A 19,782-nucleotide genomic window follows, 5' to 3' on the forward strand; every position below is an offset into this window, starting at 1 on the left:
GTACGTAATTCGTGACGAGGCGGTGCGGGTTTCCCGCACCCCGCGTCTCGGCCGCCCGGGCGGGGGGTAACCTGGGGCATGGCGCGCACCCGCCCGCGACGGCGCGATCTGTGGGTGGGCCTGCGCCCGAACGGGGTGGGGCTGACGAAGCCGAACCACTACCTCGACATGCTGCGCGTGGCGTGGGAGAACCGCCGCGCCCTGCCCTATGCGTCGCGGATCCTGCGTAAGGGCGTCTGCGACGGGTGCGCCCTCGGCGTCGCCGGCCTGCACGACTGGACGATCGACGGCGTCCACCTGTGCACGACGCGCCTCAGCCTGCTCAAGGTGAACACGATGGGCGCGATGGACCACGGCCTCCTGGCCGACGTGGCGCCCCTCCGCGAGCGGACCGGCGCCGAGCTGCGCGACATGGGGCGCCTGGCGTACCCGATGGTGCGCGGGGCGGGCGCACCGGGGTTCACCCGGGTCTCGTGGGACGAGGCGCTCGACCTCGTCGCGGGACGCATCCGCGAGGGCGGCGGTGAGCGGTTCGGCCTGTTCATGACCGCCCGCGGGATCACGAACGAGGTCTACTACACGGCCGGCAAGGTGGCGCGCTTCCTCGGCTCGAACAACATCGACAACGCCGCGCGCATCTGCCACGCGCCCTCGACGGCGGCGCTGCGGACGATGGCGGGGGCGGGGGCGACGACGATCTCCTACGGCGACCTGATGGCCTCCGACCTGGTCGTCCTGTTCGGCTCGGACGTCGCGAACGCCCAGCCGGTGGTGATGAAGTACCTCTACCTGGCGCGGAGGGAGGGCACCCGGGTGGCGGTGGTCAACCCGTACCGCGAGCCGGGTCTGGAGCGCTACTGGGTCCCGTCGAACGCCGAGAGCGCGGTGTTCGGCACCCGGATGACGGATGAGTTCTTCCCGGTCTCGATCGGCGGCGACATCGCGTTCATCGCCGGGGTGATGAAGGTGCTCGCGGCGACGGGGGGACTCGACCGGGGCTTCATCGACGCCCACACGACGGGGTGGGACGCGCTGCAGGAGGCCCTCGACGCGCTCGGCTTCCCGGAGCTGGAGGCGTCGTCGGGGGCGTCGCGCGCCGACATGGAGCGGTTCGCGGCGATGTACGCGGCGTCGGACTCCGCGGTGTTCGTGTGGTCGATGGGGTTGACCCAGCACGCGTTCGGCTCGGAGAACGTGCGGGCGGTGATCGACCTCGCCCTCGCCCGCGGCAACGTCGGCCGCCCCGGTGCGGGCCTCATGCCGATCCGGGGGCACTCGGGGGTGCAGGGTGGGGCGGAGATGGGCGCGTACGCGACGGCGCTGCCCGGGGGGATCACCCTCGACGAGGGGTCCGCGGCGGCGCTCTCCGACCAGTGGGGGTTCGACGTGCCGACGACGCCGGGGCTGACGGTGGACGAGATGGTCGAGGCGGCGGGTGACGGCCGCCTCGACGTCCTGTGGTCGAGCGGCGGCAACTTCCTCGAGACGCTCCCCGACCCGGGGGAGGTCGCCCGGTGCCTGGCGCGGGTGCCGGTGCGGGTCCACCAGGACATCGTGGTGACGAGCCAGATGCTGATCGACCCGGGCGAGGTGGTGGTGCTGCTGCCGGCGGCGACGCGGTACGAGCAGCGCGACGGAGGCACGGAGACGACGACCGAGCGGCGCATCGCGTTCAGCCCGCCCATCCGGGGTCCCCGGGTCGGGGAGGCGCGGACGGAGTGGGAGATCTTCAGCGATGTCGCGGCCCGGGTGGACCCGGCGCGGGCCCACCTCGTGGCGACGCCGTCGGGGCAGGCGATCCGCGAGGAGATCGCCCGGGTCGTCCCGCTGTACGCGGGCATCGAGACCCTCCGCGACACGGGCGACCAGGTCCAGTGGGGCGGTCCCCGCCTCTGCGACGGCTGGGTGTTCCCGACCCCCGACGGGCGGGCGCGGTTCGCGGTGGTGCAGCCCCCGGAGCGCCACGTGCCGGAGGGCCGGCTGATGTTGTCGACGCGACGCGGCAAGCAGTTCAACTCGATGGTCTTCCGCGCCCACGACCCCCTGACGGGTGCGGACCGCGACCACCTGTTCATCTCCCGTGAGGACGCCCGGCGGATCGGCGTGGACGAGGGCGCCCCGCTGGTGGTGCGCTCCGACGTGGGGGAGGTGCGCGCCCGCGCGCGCATCGCCCCGATGCGTCCCGGGAACGTCCAGATGTTCTTCCCGGAGTGCAACCCCCTGATCGCGCGCGGTGCGCGTGACGTGAGCGGGGTCCCCGACTACAACGCGATCGTGGAGGTCGTCCCCGCATGAAGGCCGCCGTCTACCACGGGCCACGCGACATCCGGGTGGAGGACGTCCCCGACGCCACCCTGCGCGAGCCGACCGACGCGCTGGTGCGCGTCACCCACGCCTGCATCTGCGGGAGCGACCTGTGGCCGTACCGGGGCGACCTCGAGATCTACGGCCGCCCGGGGCGGACGGGCCACGAGTTCATGGGCGTGGTGGAGGCGGTGGGGTCGGAGGTCCGGTCCCTCCGCGTCGGCCAGCGGGTGATCGCGCCGTTCGCGTACTCGGACGGGACGTGCGACCGGTGCCACGCGAACCTGCAGACGTCGTGCCGGACCGGCGGGTACTGGGGCGGGACGGACGACGGCGGCCAGGGGGAGGCGGTACGGGCCCCCCTCGCCGACGGGACGCTCGTCGCCCTGCCCGACGACGCCGACCTCTCCGACCCGCGTCTCGCGGCGGCCCTCGCGACCCTGACGGACGTGATGGGCACGGGGCACCACGGCGCCCTCTCCGCGGGTGTCGCGCCGGGCGCGACGGTGGTGGTGGTGGGTGACGGGGCGGTGGGGCTGTGCGCGGTGCTGGCGTGCCGGCGCCTCGGGGCGGAGCGGGTGATCGTGCTCGGCCACCACGACGACCGCCTGGAGATCGCCCGCGGCTTCGGCGCGACGGACCTGGTGACGGAGCGCGGCCGGGACGCGGTGGCGCGGGTGCGGGACCTGACGGGTGGCGGCGCGGAGCACGTGGTGGAGTGCGTCGGGAACGCGGGGTCGTTCGCGACGGCGATCGGCGCGGCGGTCCCGGGGGGCACGGTCGGCCACGTCGGCGTCCCCGCGGAGCCCGTCGCGCTCCTCGACGTCCACCAGCGCAACATCCGCCTGATCGGTGGGGTCGCCCCCGTCCGGGCGTACATCCCGGAGCTGCTGGATGACGTCCTCGCCGGGAGGCTCGATCCCTCCCCGGTGCTCGACACCGTGATCGGGCTCGACGAGGTGCCGGAGGGCTACGCGGCGATGGACGAACGGCGTGCCGTGAAGGTCCTGGTGGAGGTCGGCTCCGCCTGACGGCCGGGGCCGCGCGGCGCGCGCCGCCGCCGCGCGCCGCCGCCGGGATCAGTCGGGGGCCGTGGTGGGGAGGGCGGCGACGGCGGCGACGGCGGTGGTGAGGTCGCAGCCGGTCTGGTCGCGGTGGAGCCGGGCGGCGTCGGCGGTCCGCCCCTGCGCGGCGAGGTCCCGGACGGCGGGTGACGGCCGCCGGGCGCTCGACCCGGGGAGGGGGTCGCCCTCCATGCCGAGCTGCCGGTGGACGCGACCGATCCGCGCCTCGATCTCGGCGTCCGTGGCGTCCCTCTCGGGCGGCTCCTCCATCCCGCGGCGAATGTAGCGCGTCCCCACCACCCCACGCGAGACGGCCTCTGGGGGTCCGCCGTGTTCGCCGGGGCCCCCTCTGCGCGGTGTCGGGTCCGATTGGACCCACGACGCGGGTCCAATCGGACCCGACCCCCCCGTCCGCGCGGCCCCTGGCGCTCCCGACCCGCGAGCCCGGTCCCCTGGACGCCGGATCGGGGATCCGCCCGACCGTCCGATCAGCGCCCGGGCACCGGGGACGACGACGCCGCCGGGCCGGCGTCGCCCCACGCGTCTCGTTCCGAGGTGCGATTGGACCCGGCGTCCCGGTCCGATTGCGACGAGGAACGGCACGGGGACGGCGCGGATCCGGCACCGGTCGCGCGCCACCGGTCGGTTCCCGGTCGCCAGGCTCCGTCCCGATGGCGCGATCGTTCTACAAGCAGCCGGGGATGGGCCAGCGGCCACCGTGCGCGATCTGCGTGGGGAGGGGCCGGGGGGAGCGGGCGGAGCTCCACCTCCCCTGCGGCGTCCGGGTCTGGCTCTGCGAGGAGCACCGGTCGGAGGACTTCCAGCGCTCCCGGGCGGGGCGGGACATCGTCGTCAGCCTCATGAGCGTCTGGCGGGCCGCGGGATGCATGACGGCGCGGCGGTCCCGGGCGCTCGACCTCCACCGCCGGCGCCTCGTCGGCCCGCCGCCCGACCGGCCGCGGCCCGGGTCGTACTCGTGGGCGGCGCTCCGCGCCGAGGCGGAGGCGGCGTTCGCGGCGGGGGAGCCGCCCGCCGCCGTCATCGACCGCCTCCGCCGCCGCGCCGCCCGCGGCGAGGGGCGCCCCCCGGCGGTCCGGACGATGCGCCGGTGGTTCCGCGACGGACGCTGGCTCGACCACGGCCCCCCGCCGCCGCCTCCGCCTCCGCCGCCACCGCCGACCGGCCCCGCGCCGCCGACCGCGCCTCGCGACCCCGCCACCCCGGACCTCTCAGCGCCGGGCGGGGCCGTCCTCGAGGGCGACGTCGAGCACCTGCTCGATCCGGTCGGCGAGGGTGATGCGCATCTCCTCGGCGAGGCCGTCGGGGAGGTCGGCGAGGGACTCGCCGTTCAGCTTCGGGAGGATCACGCCCCGGATGCCGGCGCGCCGCGCCGCGAGCACCTTCTCCTTCACGCCGCCGATGGGGAGCACCTGACCGGTCAGCGTGATCTCGCCCGTCATCGCGACGTCGGCGCTGACGTTGCGGCCCGACAGCGCCGACACGAGGGCGGTCGCCATCGTCACGCCGGCCGACGGACCGTCCTTCGGGACGGCGCCGGCGGGCACGTGCAGGTGGACGTCGTGGGTGGAGAAGAAGTCGTCGGCGAGGTCGAGGCCGAGGCGCGCCGACCGGGCCCGCACGTACGAGACGGCGGCCTGCGCCGACTCCCGCATCACGTCCCCCAGCTGCCCCGTGACGGTGAGCTTCCCCCCGCCCGGCATCACCATCGCCTCGACGAACAGGATCTCCCCGCCGGCGCCGGTCACGGCGAGGCCCGTCGCGACACCCGGCTCGCTCGTGCGCCGCTTCACCTCGTTGTGGATCCGCTCCGGCCCCAGGATGTCGCGCACCACCGCACGCCCCGCCGACAGCCGCGTCGCGTCCCCCTCCGCCACCCGCCGCGCCACCCGCCGCGCGATCGCGCCGAGGCGGCGCTCCAGCTGCCGCACGCCCGCCTCCCGGGTGTACTCGCCGATCACGGTCCGCAGGCCCGCGTCGGTCACGCGCAACAGCCCCTTCGGCAGCCCCGCCGCCGCGATCTGGCGGGGCAGCAGGTACCGGCGGGCGATGTGGAGCTTCTCCTCCTCCGTGTACCCCGAGAGGCGGATCACCTCCATCCGGTCGAGCAGCGGACCGGGGATCGTCTCCAGCACGTTCGCGGTGCAGAGGAACAGCACGCGGGAGAGGTCGAGCGGCAGGTCGAGGTAGTGGTCGCGGAACGTCCCGTTCTGCGCGGGGTCGAGCACCTCGAGCATCGCCGACGACGGGTCGCCCCGCACGTCGGCGCCCATCTTGTCGATCTCGTCGACCATCAGCACCGGGTTCATCGCGCCCGCGTCGCGGATGGCGCGGACGATCGTGCCCGGCATCGCGCCGACGTAGGTGCGGCGGTGGCCGCGGATCTCGCTCTCGTCCCGGACCCCGCCGACCGAGATGCGGGCGAACCGCCGCCCCAGGGCGCGGGCGATCGACTGGCCGAGCGACGTCTTGCCGACCCCGGGGGGCCCCACGAAGCAGAGGATCGGCCCCTGCGCGTCGGGCTTCAGCCGCGCCACCGCGAGCTGCTCGATGATGCGGTCCTTCACCTTCTCGATGTCGTAGTGGTCCTCGTCGAGGACGGCGCGGGCCCGCGGCAGGTCGAGGTCGTCCTCCGTCGTCACGTTCCACGGCACCGCGAGGATCCAGTCGATGTAGGTCCGCACCACGCCGTGCTCGGCCCCCTCCGCCGGCAGCCGCTCCAGCCGGGCGAGCTCGCGCTCCGCCGCCACCCGGACCTCCTCCGGCGGCGCCACCTCGGCGAGCCGCTCCCGCAGCTCCTCGATGTCGCGGCCCTCGTCGCCGCCCTCGCCGAGCTCCTCCCGGATCGCCTTCAGCTGCTGGCGCAGGAAGAACTCCCGCTGCCCCTTCTCCAGGTCGGTCTGGACGTCGCTCTGGATCTTCGCGCCGAGCTCCAGCAGCTCCAGCTCCCGGGTGCACAGCTCCGTCAGGCGCCGCAGGCGGGCGGCGAGGTCCACCTCCTCCAGCAGCCCCTGGCGCTCCTCCAGCGTCAACCGGATCGACGAGGAGATCAGGTACGAGAGCGCGGTCGGGTCCTCCATGTTCGCGACCGCGATCCCGAGCTCGTCGGGCAGGTGGGGGACGAGGGCGATCATCCGGGTGAAGACGCCCTGGAGGTTCCGGGCGAGGGCCTCCACCTCCGTGGTGCGCTCCGCCCGGTCGGGGACCTCCTCGACGTGCGCCTCCAGGAACGGCTCGGCGCGGACGTAGTCGCCGATCCGCACCCGCCGCAGCCCCTGGGCCAGGATGCGGACGGTGCCGTCCGGCACGCGGACCATGCGCTGCACCACCGCGGCGACGCCGATGTCGTGCAGGCGGTCCGGCGGCGGCTCCGTCAGCTCCGGGTCGCGGCTCGCGACGAGCACCAGCATCCGCTCCGGCCGGTTCAGCACCTCGTCGATCAGGCGGATCGATCGCGCCTCGCCGATCGCGAGCGGCGCGACGGCGTCGGGGAAGACCACCGTCTCCTTCAGCGGCAGCACCGGCAGCACCCCGGGGATCTCGACCTCCGCCTCGTCCGGCTCGCCGCCGCCGACGGCGACCTCGACCGGGACGTCCTCCTCCGCCATCAGGAGGGCTCGCGGACGGAGATCCGCACGCGGCGCAGGGGCGGGGTCGGAGCGAGGGGCAGCACGATCCGCAGCAGGCCGTGCTCGTACGAGGCGGCGGCGCGCTCCGGGTCGACGGAGACGCCGAGGCGCAGCCGCCGCTCGAACGGCCCCCACGCGATCTCGGCGTGCTGGTAGGCGCGGCGTCCCTCGCCGGTGCGCCGCCGCTCGCCGCGCACGACGAGCAGGTCCTCCGTCAGGCCGATCTCCACCTGCGCCGGGTCGACCCCCGCCAGGTCGAGCTCGACGGTCAACGCGGGCGGCGGGCCGTCGGTGAGGTACACGTCGACCGGGGCCCGGGCCTCGTTCGAGGCGCCGTGGCGGCCTCCGGGGAAGAGGTCGGCGAGGAAGCGGTCCACGTCGTCGCGGTACACGCCCCGAAGAGTAGTGCAGGCACGCGCGCCCCGCGGCCCTCCCACGGTGCGACGATGGGCCCCATGCGCGACGTCCTGCTCGCCGCCGCCGAGGAACCCGGGCTCATCACGCCGCCCGGCCCCGGGGCGCGGCTCGTCCCCGGTGAGGGCTTCACCCTCGTCGCCCGCAGCGGGGGGGTGACGGTCGAGCGGGTGCGGCTCCCACCGGGCGGTGCGGCGGCCGCCGTGGCGTCCGCGCGGCAGCTGGCCCGCGCGCTCGACGCCACCGACCTCGTCTGGTGGGTCGGGGCGCTCGCGTCGCCGCCCGGCGTCACCGCGGCGCTGGTGGCGGAGGGCCTCGTGCCGTACCCGGGGGAGCCGGTCCTCCGCACCGTGACCATCGACCGGCCCCCTCCGGGCCCCGCCGGCGTCGAGGTGGTCCCGGTCGAGGACGTCGCGACGTACCGGACGGCGATGGAGCTCGACGCCGACGTCTGGGGCATCCCGCCGGCGGAGCGGCAGGTGCGGCGCGGGCGCCTCGACGCGGTCTGGGAGTCGGAGCGCGCCAGCGGCCTCGTCGACCACCACCTCGCCCTCGTCGAGGGCCGCCCGGCGGGGGTCGGCCGGATGGTCGCCGTGCCGGAGGCCGGGGTGCTGATGGGCGGGTCGGTCGCGCCGTGGGCCCGCGGGCGCGGCGCCTACCGGGCCCTCGTGCACGCCCGGTGGCGGGCGGCGGCGTCCCGCGGCCTGCCCCGCCTGGTGACGTCGGCGGGGGCGATGTCCGCGCCGGTGCTCGAGCGCCTCGGCTTCACCGCGATCGGCGAGGTGCGCCTGCTGCGCGACCCGCTCCTCTGAGCCGCGTCAGAGCTCCCCGGCGTCGAGCTTCGCCAGCACCTCCCGCGCCCGGGCGCGCACCGCGGGCAGGTCGACGAGGCGCCCGAGGCCGCGCACCTGCCGGGAGATGCGGGGGTTGCGCGCGAAGCGCTCCTCGTGCCGGGCGAGGAAGTCCCAGTAGAGCGTGGTGAACGGGCACGCGTCGTCACCCGTGCGCCGCCTCGGGTCGAACCGGCATCGCCCGCAGTGGTCGCTCATGCGGTCGATGTAGGCGCCGCCGGCGGCGTACGGCTTCGTCATCATCCGGCCGCCGTCGGCGTGCAGGGCCATCCCGACGACGTTCGGCAGCATCACCCACTCGGCGCCGTCGATGAACGCGCCCCACATCCAGTCGACCATCTCCGGCGGCCGCACCCCGGTGAGCAGCGCGAGGTTGCCGAGCACCATGAGGCGCTGGATGTGGTGGGCGTAGGCGTGCTCCTCCACGCCGTCGAGCGCCGACGCCACGCAGCGCATCGCGGTCCCCGCCCCCGTGAACAGGGGCGGCAGGGGGCGCTCGGCGCCCAGCCCGTTGGCGCGGCGCAGCCGCGGGGCCTCCCGCCAGTAGACGCCCCACACGTACTCGCGCCAGCCGATCACCTGCCGCATGAACCCCTCGGCCGACGCGAGGGGGACGTCGCCCGCGCGGTAGGCGGCCTCGACGGCGTCGGCCACCTCGCGGGGGTGGAGCATCCCGAGGTTCATGTAGGGCGACAGCAGGGAGTGGGCGAGGTGCCACTCGCCGTCCAGCATCGCGTCCTGGTGCGTGCCGAACCGCGGGAGGCCCTCGGCGACGAAGGCGCGCAGCCGCGCGAGCGCCCCCCGGCGGGTCAGCGCCCACGTGCCGTCGGGCGGCGCGCCGAACGCGCGGGGCGGCAGCGGCGGGTCGCCCGCCGCGTCGTCGTCGCGGGAGCGCACCGGCCGCGGCCACGCCCGCCCGTCGCGCGGGGGCGGCTCGCGGTTGTCGGCGTCGAGGTTCCAGCGCCCGCCGGCGGGTTCGTCGCCGTCCATCAGGTACCCGAGGCGGCGGCGCTGCTCGCGGTAGAAGTCCTCCATCCGCAGCCGCCGGTCGCCGCGGCCGTCGGCCCACGCCGCGAAGTCCTCGTAGTGGCAGAGGAACTGGTCGGAGCGCACCAGGTCCACGCCGAGGCGCTCCAGCATGCGGCGTCCGTCCCACGACATCGGCTCCATCGCCGACACCGCACCGGGGGAGTGGGCGCGCCGGTGCGCGGCGAGGCCCTCCGCGAACGTCGGCGCCGTGCGCTCATCGACGGCGAAGCCCTCGGCGCGCAGCTCCGCGGCGAAGGCGGACATCGCCCCCGCCACCAGGTGGAGCCGCTGCCGGTGGAAGCGCTTCGACGCCCGCTTCGCCTCCGCCGTCACCATCAGCACCCGCGTCGTGGCCGGGTCGGCGTCCCGCAGCGACGCGATGCCGCGGTTCAGCTGGTCGCCGAGCACCCAGACGGTGCGGCCGGGCGCCATCAGTCCTCCCAGTCGTCTTCCCCCGCCAGGTCGGCGTAGGCGCGCCACTCGCGGATGACCCGCTTCGCGTCCCTCGCCCGCACCTCCGGCCGGGCCCCCGCCAGCAGCTGCAGGGCCAGGCGGTCCTGACCCGGCGCCGGCGGCGTGCCGAGCTCGTTCAGCACCGCCCACACCACGTCCTCGGTCAGCCCCGGGCGCTCCGACAGGATGTAGTCGGCCGCCTCGCCCAGGTCGAGATCGTCGCTCACCGCCCGGGCGGCGGGGGTCCGCTGGCCACGCGGTCGTAGGTGTCGCCCGTCAGGCCCGCCTCCCGCAGCTCCACCTTGCGGACGCGCTCCGTCGGCGTCTTCGGAAGGTGGTCCAGCACGCGCAGGAAGCGGGGGACCGCGAAGTACGGCATCCGCTCGTCGAGCCACGACAGCAGCGCCGACAGGTCCGGGTCGCAGCCGTCGCGCGGCACGAGGCAGACGAGGATCTCGTCCTCCGCCGACGCGCCCTCCGACGCCTGGACGCCGATCGCGGCGGCCTCCAGCACCTCGGGGTGCGAGGCGACGATCCGCTCGACCTCCATCGACGAGACGTTCTCGCCGCGGCGCCGGATGTAGTCCTTCACCCGGTCGAGGAAGTAGAGGTAGCCGTCCTCGTCGAGGCGGCCGAGGTCGCCGGTGTGGAGCTTCAGGTTGCGGAAGTCCTCGGCGGTCTTCTCGGGCATGCCCGCGTACGAGCGCATCACGATGTTCGGCAGCTTCATGTCCACGACGATCTCGCCGGGGCTGCCGACGGGGACCGGCATGTCCGACGTGGGGTCCACGACGGACACCTCGAAGCCGGGCGTGGCGACGCCGCAGCTGCCGGGGCGCCCCGGCCGGCCCGGCGGGTGGTAGGTCACCATCCCCGTCTCCGTCAGCCCGTAGCCCTCGATGAAGCGGATGCCGAACCGCTCCTCGAAGCGCTCGTAGAGGTCCTTCGGGGCCGGCATCGCCATGATCCGCGACACGCGGTGGGCGCGGTCGAGGTCGCCCGGCGGGGTGTTCCAGATGAAGTAGTTGATCGCGCTGACGGTGTTCAGGATCGTCGCCTCCGCGTCCACAACCTGCGCCCAGAAGCGGCTCGCCGAGTAGCGCTCGACGAACGCGATCCGGGCCCCCGCGATCAGCGCCGGGTACGCCGCGAGCACCTGGGCGTTCGAGTGGAAGAGCGGCAGGCACGAGAACAGGGTGTCGTCGGCGGTGACCCCGCACACCTCGATGTAGGTGCGGCCCGAGAAGTAGTCGGACGCGTGCTGCTTGATCGCGCCCTTCGAGCGGCCCGTCGTGCCCGACGTGAACATGATGCGGGCGTCGTCGGTCCACGTGACCGGGACGCCGGGGTCGCCGTCGGGCGCCTCCAGCAGCGCGTCGAACGGCTCCCACCGCACCGTGGGGTCGGGGCCGTCCCGCTCCCCGTGGCCGAGCACGATCACGTGCTCCAGGTGGGGGAGCTCGCCGGCGATGTGCTCCAGGCGGCCGAGGTACGCGTGGTCGAGGATCAGGAACCGCGAGCGCGGCAGGTTGATCACCCACGACAGGAAGTCGCCCCGGTACGCGAGGTTGATGGGGCACTGGACGGCCCCCGCCCGCTGGATGCCGAACCAGGCCGCGATGTTCTCCTCGCAGTTCGGCATCAGCGTCGAGACGGCCTCGCCGGGCTGCAGCCCGCGGGCGATCAGGGCGTTCGCGACCCGGTCCGCGCGGGCGTCGATCTCGCCGTAGCTCCGCCACGGCCCGTCACCGACGCGCAGGTAGTCGCGATCCGGGTGCTCGCGTGCGCGGCGCCGCAGGATCGACGGGAGGACCCAGGCGGTGGGGTCCTCGCGGCGGTACCAGTCCGACCATTCGTCCATCGGTCCGGGAGTAGACCACAGTCGGGAGGGACCCGTGGCGACACCGGGGGTCAAGACCGCACCCGCGCCCGCCGATCCCAACCACACATGGCGACCCACCCCGACGAACCCCGTCTGACGGCCCGTGCCCGCCGCAGCCTCGTGCACGGCCTGGACGCGCTCGACACGCACACCGAGGCGCCGCTGCGCGTCCGCGGGCACGTGATCGGCCACGGCCACGACGTCTTCGACGTCCAGGAGGAGTTCGAGCTCGGGCCGCGCGGCCGGCGGTTCCTCGTCTCGGTCGATGTCCTCGCACGCGAAACGCTGCTGCTCGCCATGGGCGGCGCCCCAGGAGAGATCACGTGAGCCCCTCGCTCGAGCCGATCACCGTCGCCCAGGTCCAGACCCTCTGCCAGCGCGTGCGCTCGGCGGGGTCGCCGAACGCGAAGGCGCGGCCGCCGCTCGTCGCGGAGTACCGGCGCCTCTCGGGCATCCTCGGCGTCGACGAGGAGCCGATCGCGACCGGGCTCGACCTGCAGCGCGCCGCCGCCGGCCTGCTCCGCGCCGCCGCGCACGCCGAGGCGGTCGCCGCCCAGTCGCCCGCCGCGCGCCTGCGCCGCGTGGGGCGCCCCGGCGCCTGAACGGGCCCCCGGGGCCGCCGCGAGCGGGCCGCCGGGCGTGTGCTAGCGTTCCCAGGCCCGTCCCCCGGACCGGAGTCGTCGACCTGTGGCAACAGGGCAGCGCATTGCAGTGACGATGGCTTGCGAAGAGTGCAAGCGTCGGAACTACCAGACCATGAAGAGCAGGCGGAACACCCCGGACCGCATCGAGTTCCGGAAGTTCTGCCGTTGGTGCGGGCGTCACACGCCGCACAAGGAAACCCGGTAGCGGCCACGCTCTGAGGGGTTCCGCGTAGGGTCGTAGCTCAACTGGTAGAGCACCGGTCTCCAAAACCGGGGGTTGGGGGTTCGAGTCCCTCCGGCCCTGTAGTCCAACGACGAATGATGGTCACCTGACGATGGCGCGCATCCGACCCGCACGGGGGCAGGACAAGTCGGGAGACGGCGCGCAGCCGGCTCCGGGCGGAGCACGCCCGCCCGCGAAGCGTCGGGCCGAGGGGCCGAAGAGCCCGAAGCCGAACCCGCCGGGGCAGCGCCGCAAGCCCGACAAGGCGGGGTCGGTGACCAAGGCCGTCGTCCAGCAGCGCCGAGGCTCCCGCTTCATCTCGGAGGTCATCGCCGAGCTCAAGAAGGTGAGCTGGCCCGACCGCGCCACGCTGCTCCAGTCCACCGCGGTCGTCCTGGTGGTCGTCGCTATCGTCTCGGTCTACCTGGCCGCGCTCGACGCAGTGTTCGGCCGGCTCGTCGACGCGATCTTCTGACCGAGGGGCACACGTTTGTTCCGCTGGTACGTCATCAACACCTATTCCGGGCACGAGAAGAAGGTCAAGGCCAATCTCGAGCACCGTCTCGTCTCCCTCGGGCAGCGCGAGCGGGTCAAGCAGGTCGTGATCCCGACCGAGCAGGTCGTGGAGACCAAGGACGGCGTGAAGGTGCAGACCGAGAAGCGCCGGCTGCCCGGATACGTGCTGGTCAACATGGACATGACCCCCGACGCCCTCTGGCTCGTGAAGAACACGCCGGGCGTCACCGGGTTCGTCGGTGGCGGCGGGCGCGAGAACGAGCCGGTTCCGCTGACGCAGGGCGAGGTGGACCGCCTCCTCAACGTCGCGACGCAGGAGCGGCCGAAGGTCAAGGCCGACTTCGTCGTCGGCGAGAGCGTCAAGGTCATCGCCGGTCCGCTGTCCGACTTCACCGGTGAGATCGCCGAGATCAACGCCGAGCAGGGCCGCCTGAAGGTCCTGGTCAGCATCTTCGGCCGCGAGACGCCGGCCGAGCTCTCGTTCGACCAGGTCAAGAAGCTCACCTAATCTCCGGGGCTCCGGCCCCACAACGCAAACCGGGGCGCACGCCCCGCGATCGAGGACGTCATGGCGAAGAAGGTCTTGCAGGTCATCAAGCTCCAGATCCCGGCCGGGCAGGCGTCTCCCGCCCCGCCCGTGGGTCCCGCGCTCGGTGGCGCCAGCATCAACATCATGGAGTTCTGCAAGGCGTTCAACGCGCAGACCCAGGCGGGCAACGGCACCACCACCCCGGTCGAGGTGACGGTCTACGAGGACCGCTCGTTCACCTTCATCACCAAGACCCCGCCGGCGGCGGTGCTCATCCGGCAGGCGCTCGGCATCCCGAAGGGGAGCCCGGAGCCGCACAAGGAGAAGGTCGCGAACCTGTCGCAGGACCAGTTGCGGCAGATCGCGGAGACCAAGATGCCGGACCTGAACGCCAACAGCATCGAGACGGCCATGACGATCATCGCGGGGACGGCACGTAGTATGGGCGTGACCGTCGACGCGGCGTAGGGGGAGAAGAGATGCCGAAGCGCGGCAAGCGCTACCAGCAGGCGAAGTCGGAGATCGACGCGGAGCGCGTCTACCACCCCCTCCACGCCGTCAAGCTGCTCAAGTCGCAGGAGCTCACCCGGTTCGACCCCACGGTCGAGGTGCACATGCGCCTCGGCGTCAACGTGCGGCACGCCGACCAGCAGCTCCGCGGCACGATCAGCCTGCCCCACGGCACCGGCAAGGCCGTCACGGTCGCCGTGTTCGCCGAGGGCGACAAGGCGCGTGAGGCCGAGGCCGCCGGCGCCGACGTCGTCGGTGGCGACGACCTCGCCAAGCGGATCCAGGAGGGCTTCACCGACTTCGACGTCGCCATCGCGACGCCGGACATGATGGGCACGGTCGGCAAGCTCGGCCGGATCCTCGGCCCCTCGGGCAAGATGCCGAACCCGAAGTCGGGCACCGTCACGTTCGACGTCGGCAAGGCCGTCACCGACGTCAAGGCCGGCAAGGTCGAGTACCGCACCGACCGCGCCGGGATCATCCACATCGGCATCGGCCGCCGGTCGTTCGACGAGCGTCAGCTCATCGAGAACTACCAGGCCGTGCTCGAGGAGATCGTCCGCGTCAAGCCCGCGGCCGCGAAGGGCAAGTACCTCCGTTCGATCACCCTCGCCCAGACGATGGGCCCGGGCATCCCGGTGGACACCACCCGCACCGCCGCCTCCGAGGTCCTGGAGGAGCCCGCGGCCTAGCGCCCGGACACAGCACCCGACCGAAGACCCACGGGGGCGGCCATTCGCCGCCTCAAACGCCCCTCGCGGGGCACCCGTGCGAGGTTGGTGACAGGCTGACGGGGTCCCGGTGACGGGGCGCCTCCGCTGTCGCCCGCCCGCGCGGGCCGAGCAGATGGAGGTGACACCCTGAGACGAGAAGAGAAGGCCGAGGCCATCGCGGAGCTCACCGAGCGCATGCGCTCGGCGGACACCGTGTTCGCCACCGACTTCCGCGGCCTGACCGTCAAGCAGCTCTCCGAGCTGCGTGGCCGGCTGCGCGCCGTCGACACCGAGTACACGGTCGTCAAGAACACCCTCGCGCGCCGGGCGGCGAGCGACACGGGCCGCGAGGCCCTGCTGCCCTACCTCGACGGCCCCACCGGGCTCGTCTGGGTCGGCGGTGACGCCGCCGTCGCCGCGAAGGCGCTCGACGGCTTCGCCACCGAGTTCCCCTCCACCCTGACCATCAAGGGTGGACTGCTCGAGGGCGCCGACCTGCCGCAGGCCGACGTCACGCGCCTGGCGAAGCTGCCCTCGCGCGAGGTCCTGCTGGGCCAGCTCGCGGGCACCATCGCCGCGCCGCTCACCGGCCTCGCCGGTGGCCTCGGCAACCTGATCGGCGGCCTCGCCCGCACGCTGGCCGCCGTCCAGGCCCAGCGCGAGACCGAGGACGCACCGGCGGCCTGACCGCCGTCCCACACCTTTCACGCACGACCAACGAGGAGCGAACACATGGCGACGACCGAGGAATGGATCGAGGAGCTCAAGAGCATCTCCGTGCTCGAGCTGTCCGAGCGGATCAAGGCGATCGAGGAGACCTTCGGCGTCTCCGCCGCGGCCCCCGTCGCGGCGGCCGCGCCCGCCGCTGACGGTGGCGGCGCCCCCGCCGCCGAGGAGCAGACCGCGTTCACGGTCAGCCTCGACGCCGCCGGCGACAAGAAGATCCAGGTCATCAAGGTGGTCCGCGCGGTCACCGGCCTCGGCCTGAAGGAGGCCAAGGAGCTGGTCGACAACGCCCCGAGCGCCGTCAAGGAGGGCGTCGCGAAGGAGGAGGCCGACTCCGTCAAGGCGCAGCTCGAGGAGGCCGGCGGGATCGTCTCCGTCAAGTAGGTACGTCGAGCCGAGGCCGGCCGTCGCCTCCTTCGTCGGCGCCGACTGCGCCGGCCTCGGCACACGACCGCACCGGCTCCGCCGGGGACGGCGGTCGAAGAAGCGTCGCGGTCCTGCGGCCGTTCACCTGGATCGGTGGACGGCCGCGGCCGTCTCTGATCCGATGCGCCGGCCCGTGAGACGCCGCACCATCATCGCCACGGCCCTGCTGGCCGCCGCGGCGCTCACCCCGTCCGCCGCCCAGGGCGCACTCGTCTCCCAGGGCGGCGTCCGCATGGGCGCCGACGCCCTCTGGAGCCGGGGCATCCTCGGCCAGGGGCAGGCCGTCGCGATCCTCGACGAGGGCTTCGCGGGGCTCGACCGCTCGATCGCGCTGGGCGAGCTGCCCGGCCGCGACCGCCTCGAGATCCGCCTCTTCGACCCGCTCGCCGGGGAGGGGGGCCTGACGGAGTTCGGGGTGCCGACCCAGCACGGGGTCCGGATGGCCGAGATCGTCCACGACGTCGCCCCGCAGGCGCGGCTCGTGCTCGTCGGCTACCGCACCCCGGAGCAGTTCGCCCAGGCGGCCGCGTGGATCGCCGCCGCCGGAATCCCCGTGGTCAGCCACTCCAACTCGTTCCTCACGCCCCCCTTCGACGGCACCGGCCCCGCCGCCCGCACCGTCGACGCGGCCGCCGCCGCGGGTGTCCTGTGGGTCAACTCCTCCGGCAACTACGCCCAGCGCCACTGGCGCGGCACCCCGCCCGGCGGCGGCGCGGTGATCCCGGTCGCGCCCCCCGCCGGCACGCCGCTCCTGTTCAGCCTCGCCTGGACGACGCCCGGCGTGACCGCGTCCGTCGCGGTGGAGCGCCAGGACGCCGCGGGGGCGTGGACGGAGGTCGCCCGCTCGGCGCCCGCCGGGCCGGGCAACGCCGTCGCCGGCCCCCTCGCGGCCGACGGCGCCCCGTACCGGCTCGTCGCCCGCGTCGACGCCGGGGGCCCCGCGGAGCTGCGGCTGTTCTCCCAGACGGTCGGCTTCGGTGCGCTCGCGGTCGCCGACGGCAGCGTCCCGACCCCGGCCGACGCCGCGGGCGCGCTGAGCGTGGGGGCGGTGAAGTGGACCGGGGTGTCCCGCGAGCCCTACTCCTCGTACGGCCCGACCGCGGGGGGCCGCGCGACGCCCGACCTGATGGGACCGACCTACGTCACGTCCAACCCCGAGTGGCCCGGCACCGCCGGCACGTCGGCCGCCACCGCCCACGTCGCGGCCGCCGCGGTGCTGCTCCGCCAGGCGCGCCTCGCCGCGGGCCTCCCCGCCGGCCCCGCCGACCTGCGCGCGGCCCTCACGGCCACCGCCCTCGACCTCGGTCCCGCCGGCCCCGACGGGGCCCACGGCGCCGGAATGGCCCGCCTCGACGCCACCGCGCCCCGCCTGCTCGTGCGCGTCGGGGCCGGCGCCCGCCGGGTGGTGCGCGTCCGCGCCGCCGACGACGGTACGATCCGCCAGGTGCGCATCTCGTTCAACGGGCGCGGCGTGAGGGCCGTGCGCCGCCCGGTGGTCGGCGTGCGCCTCCCGGCCCGCCCCGGTCGCCTCGAGGTCGTCGCGGAGGACATGGCCGGCAACGTCACCCGTCGGGTCCGCGTGCTGCGGGTGGCGGCACGGTGAGGCGCACCGCCGCGCACCTCGCCGGGCTCGTCCTGGCGGCCGCCGCCTGCGCCGCCGCCGGCGGGACCGCCACGGCGGCCCCGCCCGCCGCGATCACCATCGACGCCGAGCCCGGGCGGGTCACGACGGCCGTCGCCGGCCTCGGGCGCGCCGGGCTGAAGGTGCAGCGCCGCGACGGGCGCCGCCTGCAGGTCGTCGCCGACCCCGCCCGCGCCCGCGCCCTCGCCGCGCTGCCCGGCGTCGCGGTCGCCCGCCCCGCCACCGCCTCCTTCGGCGACGACGTCGCCGTCAGCCAGGGCCTGGAGCGCTCCGGCGCCGACGTCCTCGGCCGCGTCTCCGGTGGCGGCGCGGGGCTCACGATCGCGGTGCTCGACCTCGGCTTCGGGCAGAACCTGGCGCGGATGCAGGCCCTCGGGGAGCTGCCCCCCGCGGCCCGGCTGGAGACGCTCTCGTTCGACACGGCCTCCGGCCTCGCGGGCCGGAACGCCTACGGCAACCGGACCAACCACGGCGAGATCGTCGCGCAGACGGTCTACGACTACGCCCCCGAGGCCCGCTACCTGCTCGTGAACTACCACTCGGAGGCCGACTTCGCCGCCGCCACCGACGCGCTGATCGCCCGCCGCCCGGACATCGTCGTCCACTCGAACAGCTTCATCGAGGGGCCCTTCGACGGCACGTCGCCCGCGGCGCGGGCCGTCGACCGGGCCGCCGCGGCGGGGATCCTCTGGTTCAACTCGGCGGGCAACTACGCCCAGCTCCACTGGTCCGGCCCGTGGGCGGACGTGGACGGCGACGCCGACCTCGACTGGCCGAACGGCGACGCCTGGACCTTCACCCGGGCCGCCGGCAACCCGATCACGTTCGCGTTGTCGTGGACCTCGCCGCCCGGCGGGACGCCCACCGACATCGACATGGTCGTCGAGCGGCTCGACGCCTCCGGCGCGTGGATCCCCGTCGCCGGCTCGGGCGACCGCCAGTCCGACGGCGCCCCCACCGCCGAGCGCATCGTCGGCTACTCCCCGCCCGCCGACGCCGTGTTCCGCCTCCGCGCCGTGCGCGTCTCCGGCCCGCCGCCCGCCGGCGACCTGACCCTCTTCTCCCGCGAGATCCCGCTCCGCGACATCGGCGGCACCGTCGAGGACAGCATCCCCACCCCCGGCGACGCGGCCGGCGCGATCGCCGTCGGCGCGGTCGACTGGCGCGGCAACGCGCGCAAGTCGTACTCGTCCCAGGGCCCCAGCGACGACGGCCGCCTGAAGCCCGACCTCGTCGCGCCCACCGACACCCGGGTCATGGGAGCCGAGGGCTTCCGCGCCGTCGGCGGGACGTCGAACGCCGCGCCGAACGCCGCGGGCGCCGCCGCCGTCCTGCTCGCCGCGGAGCGCCGCGCCGGGCGCGCCCCCACCGCGTCCGAGATCCGCTCCGCCCTCACCTCCGGCGCCCTCGACCTCGGCGTCCCCGGCCCCGACGGGGTGTTCGGCAACGGCCGGGTCCGGGTGGGCCTGACCCCGCCGCGGGTCGCCCGGCAGCAGCCCCGCCCCCTCGCCGCCGTCCGCGGGCGGGTGCCCGTGAGGTTCACCGCGCTGTCGCGCTCGCGCGTCTCGACGTGGACGCTCGCCGTGGACGGGGTCCCCGCCGTCCGCCGGCCCCAGACGTACCCCCGGGGCATCACCATCGACACCCGCCGCCTCGCCGACGGCTGGCACCTGCTGCAGGTCGAGGCCCGCGACTTCCCCGGCAACGTCGGCGTGTCCTCGTGGTCGGTGCGGGTCGACAACACCCGGCCGCGGCTCGTCGTCCGCCGCGTCGTCGTGCGGCGCGTGCGCCCCGCCCGCGTGCCCGGACGGGGCCCGGACCGGGTGCGGCGGGGCGCCGTCCGCCTGGTGGCCGCCGTCGACGACCCCGGCTCCACCGGCCGCCTGCCCGCCACCCTGAAGGTCACCGACGCCCGTCGCCGGGCCGTCGTGACGCGCACGATCGCGGTCGGACGCGGGCCCGTCGTCGCGATCCCGGTGGGGATCCTCCCCGCCGGCCGCTACGTCGTCCGTCTCGACCTGCGGGACCGCGCGGGCAACCCGGCCGTCGCCACGCGCCGCGTCGTGGTGCGGTGACCACGGGTCCGTCCGGCGGGACGTCGTGTTTCCGCCACCTCAGCCCTTGTCAGAGGGTCGTGCCGTCGCGCACAATGCCGGACGGCGTACGTCCGCCGCGGCCCGCGGGTCCGCGGCCCCACACCTCGACCCGG

At 74.9% G+C, this 19,782-nt stretch carries 20 protein-coding genes and 1 tRNA gene; 15 read left to right on the plus strand and 6 right to left on the minus strand.

Annotated elements, in window-relative coordinates:
• Positions 1-78: 78 nt before the first annotated feature.
• Positions 79-2,295: an FdhF/YdeP family oxidoreductase gene (locus IU369_RS03515; RefSeq protein ID WP_217923188.1), complete on the plus strand. Its 2,217-nt coding sequence runs from the start codon at positions 79-81 to the stop codon at positions 2,293-2,295.
• Positions 2,292-3,335 carry a zinc-binding dehydrogenase gene (locus IU369_RS03520; protein WP_217923189.1) on the plus strand — a complete coding sequence of 348 codons (1,044 nt, stop codon included), beginning with the start codon at positions 2,292-2,294 and terminating at the stop codon, positions 3,333-3,335. Before IU369_RS03515 ends, IU369_RS03520 begins: the two co-directional genes overlap by 4 nt.
• A 48-nt stretch (positions 3,336-3,383) precedes the next feature.
• Here IU369_RS03520 and IU369_RS03525 read toward each other — a convergent pair whose 3' ends face one another.
• The 3 genes from IU369_RS03525 to IU369_RS03535 form a co-directional block, all read right to left on the minus strand.
• Positions 3,384-3,638, minus strand: a complete 255-nt coding sequence (locus tag IU369_RS03525) for a hypothetical protein (RefSeq protein WP_217923190.1) — start codon at positions 3,636-3,638, stop codon at positions 3,384-3,386.
• A gap of 959 nt (positions 3,639-4,597) precedes the next feature.
• Positions 4,598-6,994 (minus strand): endopeptidase La, encoded by a 2,397-nt coding sequence (lon, locus tag IU369_RS03530; RefSeq protein WP_217923191.1) that lies wholly within the window; start codon positions 6,992-6,994, stop codon positions 4,598-4,600.
• Entirely contained in the window at positions 6,994-7,407 is a 414-nt protein-coding gene (locus tag IU369_RS03535) for an Hsp20/alpha crystallin family protein (RefSeq protein WP_217923192.1), read from the minus strand. Before IU369_RS03535 ends, lon begins: the two co-directional genes overlap by 1 nt.
• A 63-nt stretch (positions 7,408-7,470) precedes the next feature.
• Between IU369_RS03535 and IU369_RS03540 the strand changes: the two genes are divergently transcribed.
• Positions 7,471-8,241, plus strand: a complete 771-nt coding sequence (locus tag IU369_RS03540) for a GNAT family N-acetyltransferase (protein WP_217923193.1) — start codon at positions 7,471-7,473, stop codon at positions 8,239-8,241.
• A gap of 6 nt (positions 8,242-8,247) precedes the next feature.
• Here IU369_RS03540 and IU369_RS03545 read toward each other — a convergent pair whose 3' ends face one another.
• From IU369_RS03545 to IU369_RS03555, 3 genes are read right to left on the minus strand one after another with little or no spacing between them, the layout of a single operon-like run.
• A complete protein-coding gene (locus IU369_RS03545) occupies positions 8,248-9,741 on the minus strand; it encodes a cryptochrome/photolyase family protein (RefSeq protein ID WP_217923194.1) in 1,494 nt (497 codons plus the stop codon).
• Positions 9,741-9,989: a hypothetical protein gene (locus tag IU369_RS03550; protein ID WP_217923195.1), complete on the minus strand. Its 249-nt coding sequence runs from the start codon at positions 9,987-9,989 to the stop codon at positions 9,741-9,743. Before IU369_RS03550 ends, IU369_RS03545 begins: the two co-directional genes overlap by 1 nt.
• A complete protein-coding gene (locus IU369_RS03555) occupies positions 9,986-11,623 on the minus strand; it encodes an AMP-binding protein (protein ID WP_217923196.1) in 1,638 nt (545 codons plus the stop codon). Before IU369_RS03555 ends, IU369_RS03550 begins: the two co-directional genes overlap by 4 nt.
• A gap of 87 nt (positions 11,624-11,710) precedes the next feature.
• Between IU369_RS03555 and IU369_RS03560 the strand changes: the two genes are divergently transcribed.
• The 12 genes from IU369_RS03560 to IU369_RS23520 all read left to right on the plus strand — a co-directional run bounded on the left by IU369_RS03560 (position 11,711) and on the right by IU369_RS23520 (position 19,648).
• Positions 11,711-11,971 (plus strand): hypothetical protein, encoded by a 261-nt coding sequence (locus IU369_RS03560; RefSeq protein WP_217923197.1) that lies wholly within the window; start codon positions 11,711-11,713, stop codon positions 11,969-11,971.
• Positions 11,968-12,246 (plus strand): hypothetical protein, encoded by a 279-nt coding sequence (locus IU369_RS03565; protein WP_217923198.1) that lies wholly within the window; start codon positions 11,968-11,970, stop codon positions 12,244-12,246. The genes IU369_RS03560 and IU369_RS03565 overlap by 4 nt, the downstream gene beginning before the upstream one ends.
• A gap of 85 nt (positions 12,247-12,331) precedes the next feature.
• Complete coding sequence (gene rpmG, locus IU369_RS03570) at positions 12,332-12,493, plus strand: 50S ribosomal protein L33 (RefSeq protein WP_281426205.1); 162 nt, start codon at positions 12,332-12,334, stop codon at positions 12,491-12,493.
• A 26-nt stretch (positions 12,494-12,519) separates the two neighbouring features.
• Positions 12,520-12,592, plus strand: a tRNA-Trp gene (locus IU369_RS03575).
• Between the two features lie 193 nt (positions 12,593-12,785).
• Positions 12,786-12,986, plus strand: coding sequence for a preprotein translocase subunit SecE (gene secE, locus IU369_RS03580; protein ID WP_217923199.1), 201 nt, complete (start codon positions 12,786-12,788; stop codon positions 12,984-12,986).
• A gap of 15 nt (positions 12,987-13,001) precedes the next feature.
• Positions 13,002-13,535 carry a transcription termination/antitermination protein NusG gene (gene nusG, locus IU369_RS03585; protein WP_217923200.1) on the plus strand — a complete coding sequence of 178 codons (534 nt, stop codon included), beginning with the start codon at positions 13,002-13,004 and terminating at the stop codon, positions 13,533-13,535.
• A 60-nt stretch (positions 13,536-13,595) separates the two neighbouring features.
• A complete protein-coding gene (rplK, locus tag IU369_RS03590; protein ID WP_217923201.1) occupies positions 13,596-14,024 on the plus strand; it encodes a 50S ribosomal protein L11 in 429 nt (142 codons plus the stop codon).
• Between the two features lie 11 nt (positions 14,025-14,035).
• Positions 14,036-14,758: a 50S ribosomal protein L1 gene (gene rplA / locus IU369_RS03595; RefSeq protein WP_217923202.1), complete on the plus strand. Its 723-nt coding sequence runs from the start codon at positions 14,036-14,038 to the stop codon at positions 14,756-14,758.
• A gap of 168 nt (positions 14,759-14,926) precedes the next feature.
• On the plus strand, positions 14,927-15,466 hold the full coding sequence (gene rplJ / locus IU369_RS03600) for a 50S ribosomal protein L10 (RefSeq protein ID WP_281426225.1): 540 nt from the start codon (positions 14,927-14,929) through the stop codon (positions 15,464-15,466).
• A gap of 45 nt (positions 15,467-15,511) precedes the next feature.
• On the plus strand, positions 15,512-15,889 hold the full coding sequence (gene rplL, locus IU369_RS03605) for a 50S ribosomal protein L7/L12 (protein WP_217923204.1): 378 nt from the start codon (positions 15,512-15,514) through the stop codon (positions 15,887-15,889).
• Positions 15,890-16,064: 175 nt separating this feature from the next.
• Positions 16,065-17,534 carry a S8 family serine peptidase gene (locus IU369_RS23515; RefSeq protein ID WP_217923205.1) on the plus strand — a complete coding sequence of 490 codons (1,470 nt, stop codon included), beginning with the start codon at positions 16,065-16,067 and terminating at the stop codon, positions 17,532-17,534.
• Positions 17,531-19,648 carry a S8 family serine peptidase gene (locus tag IU369_RS23520; RefSeq protein ID WP_217923206.1) on the plus strand — a complete coding sequence of 706 codons (2,118 nt, stop codon included), beginning with the start codon at positions 17,531-17,533 and terminating at the stop codon, positions 19,646-19,648. The genes IU369_RS23515 and IU369_RS23520 overlap by 4 nt, the downstream gene beginning before the upstream one ends.
• Positions 19,649-19,782: the final 134 nt, after the last annotated feature.

This window comes from Miltoncostaea oceani, assembly GCF_018141545.1.
GTDB classification, from domain to species: domain Bacteria; phylum Actinomycetota; class Thermoleophilia; order Miltoncostaeales; family Miltoncostaeaceae; genus Miltoncostaea; species Miltoncostaea oceani.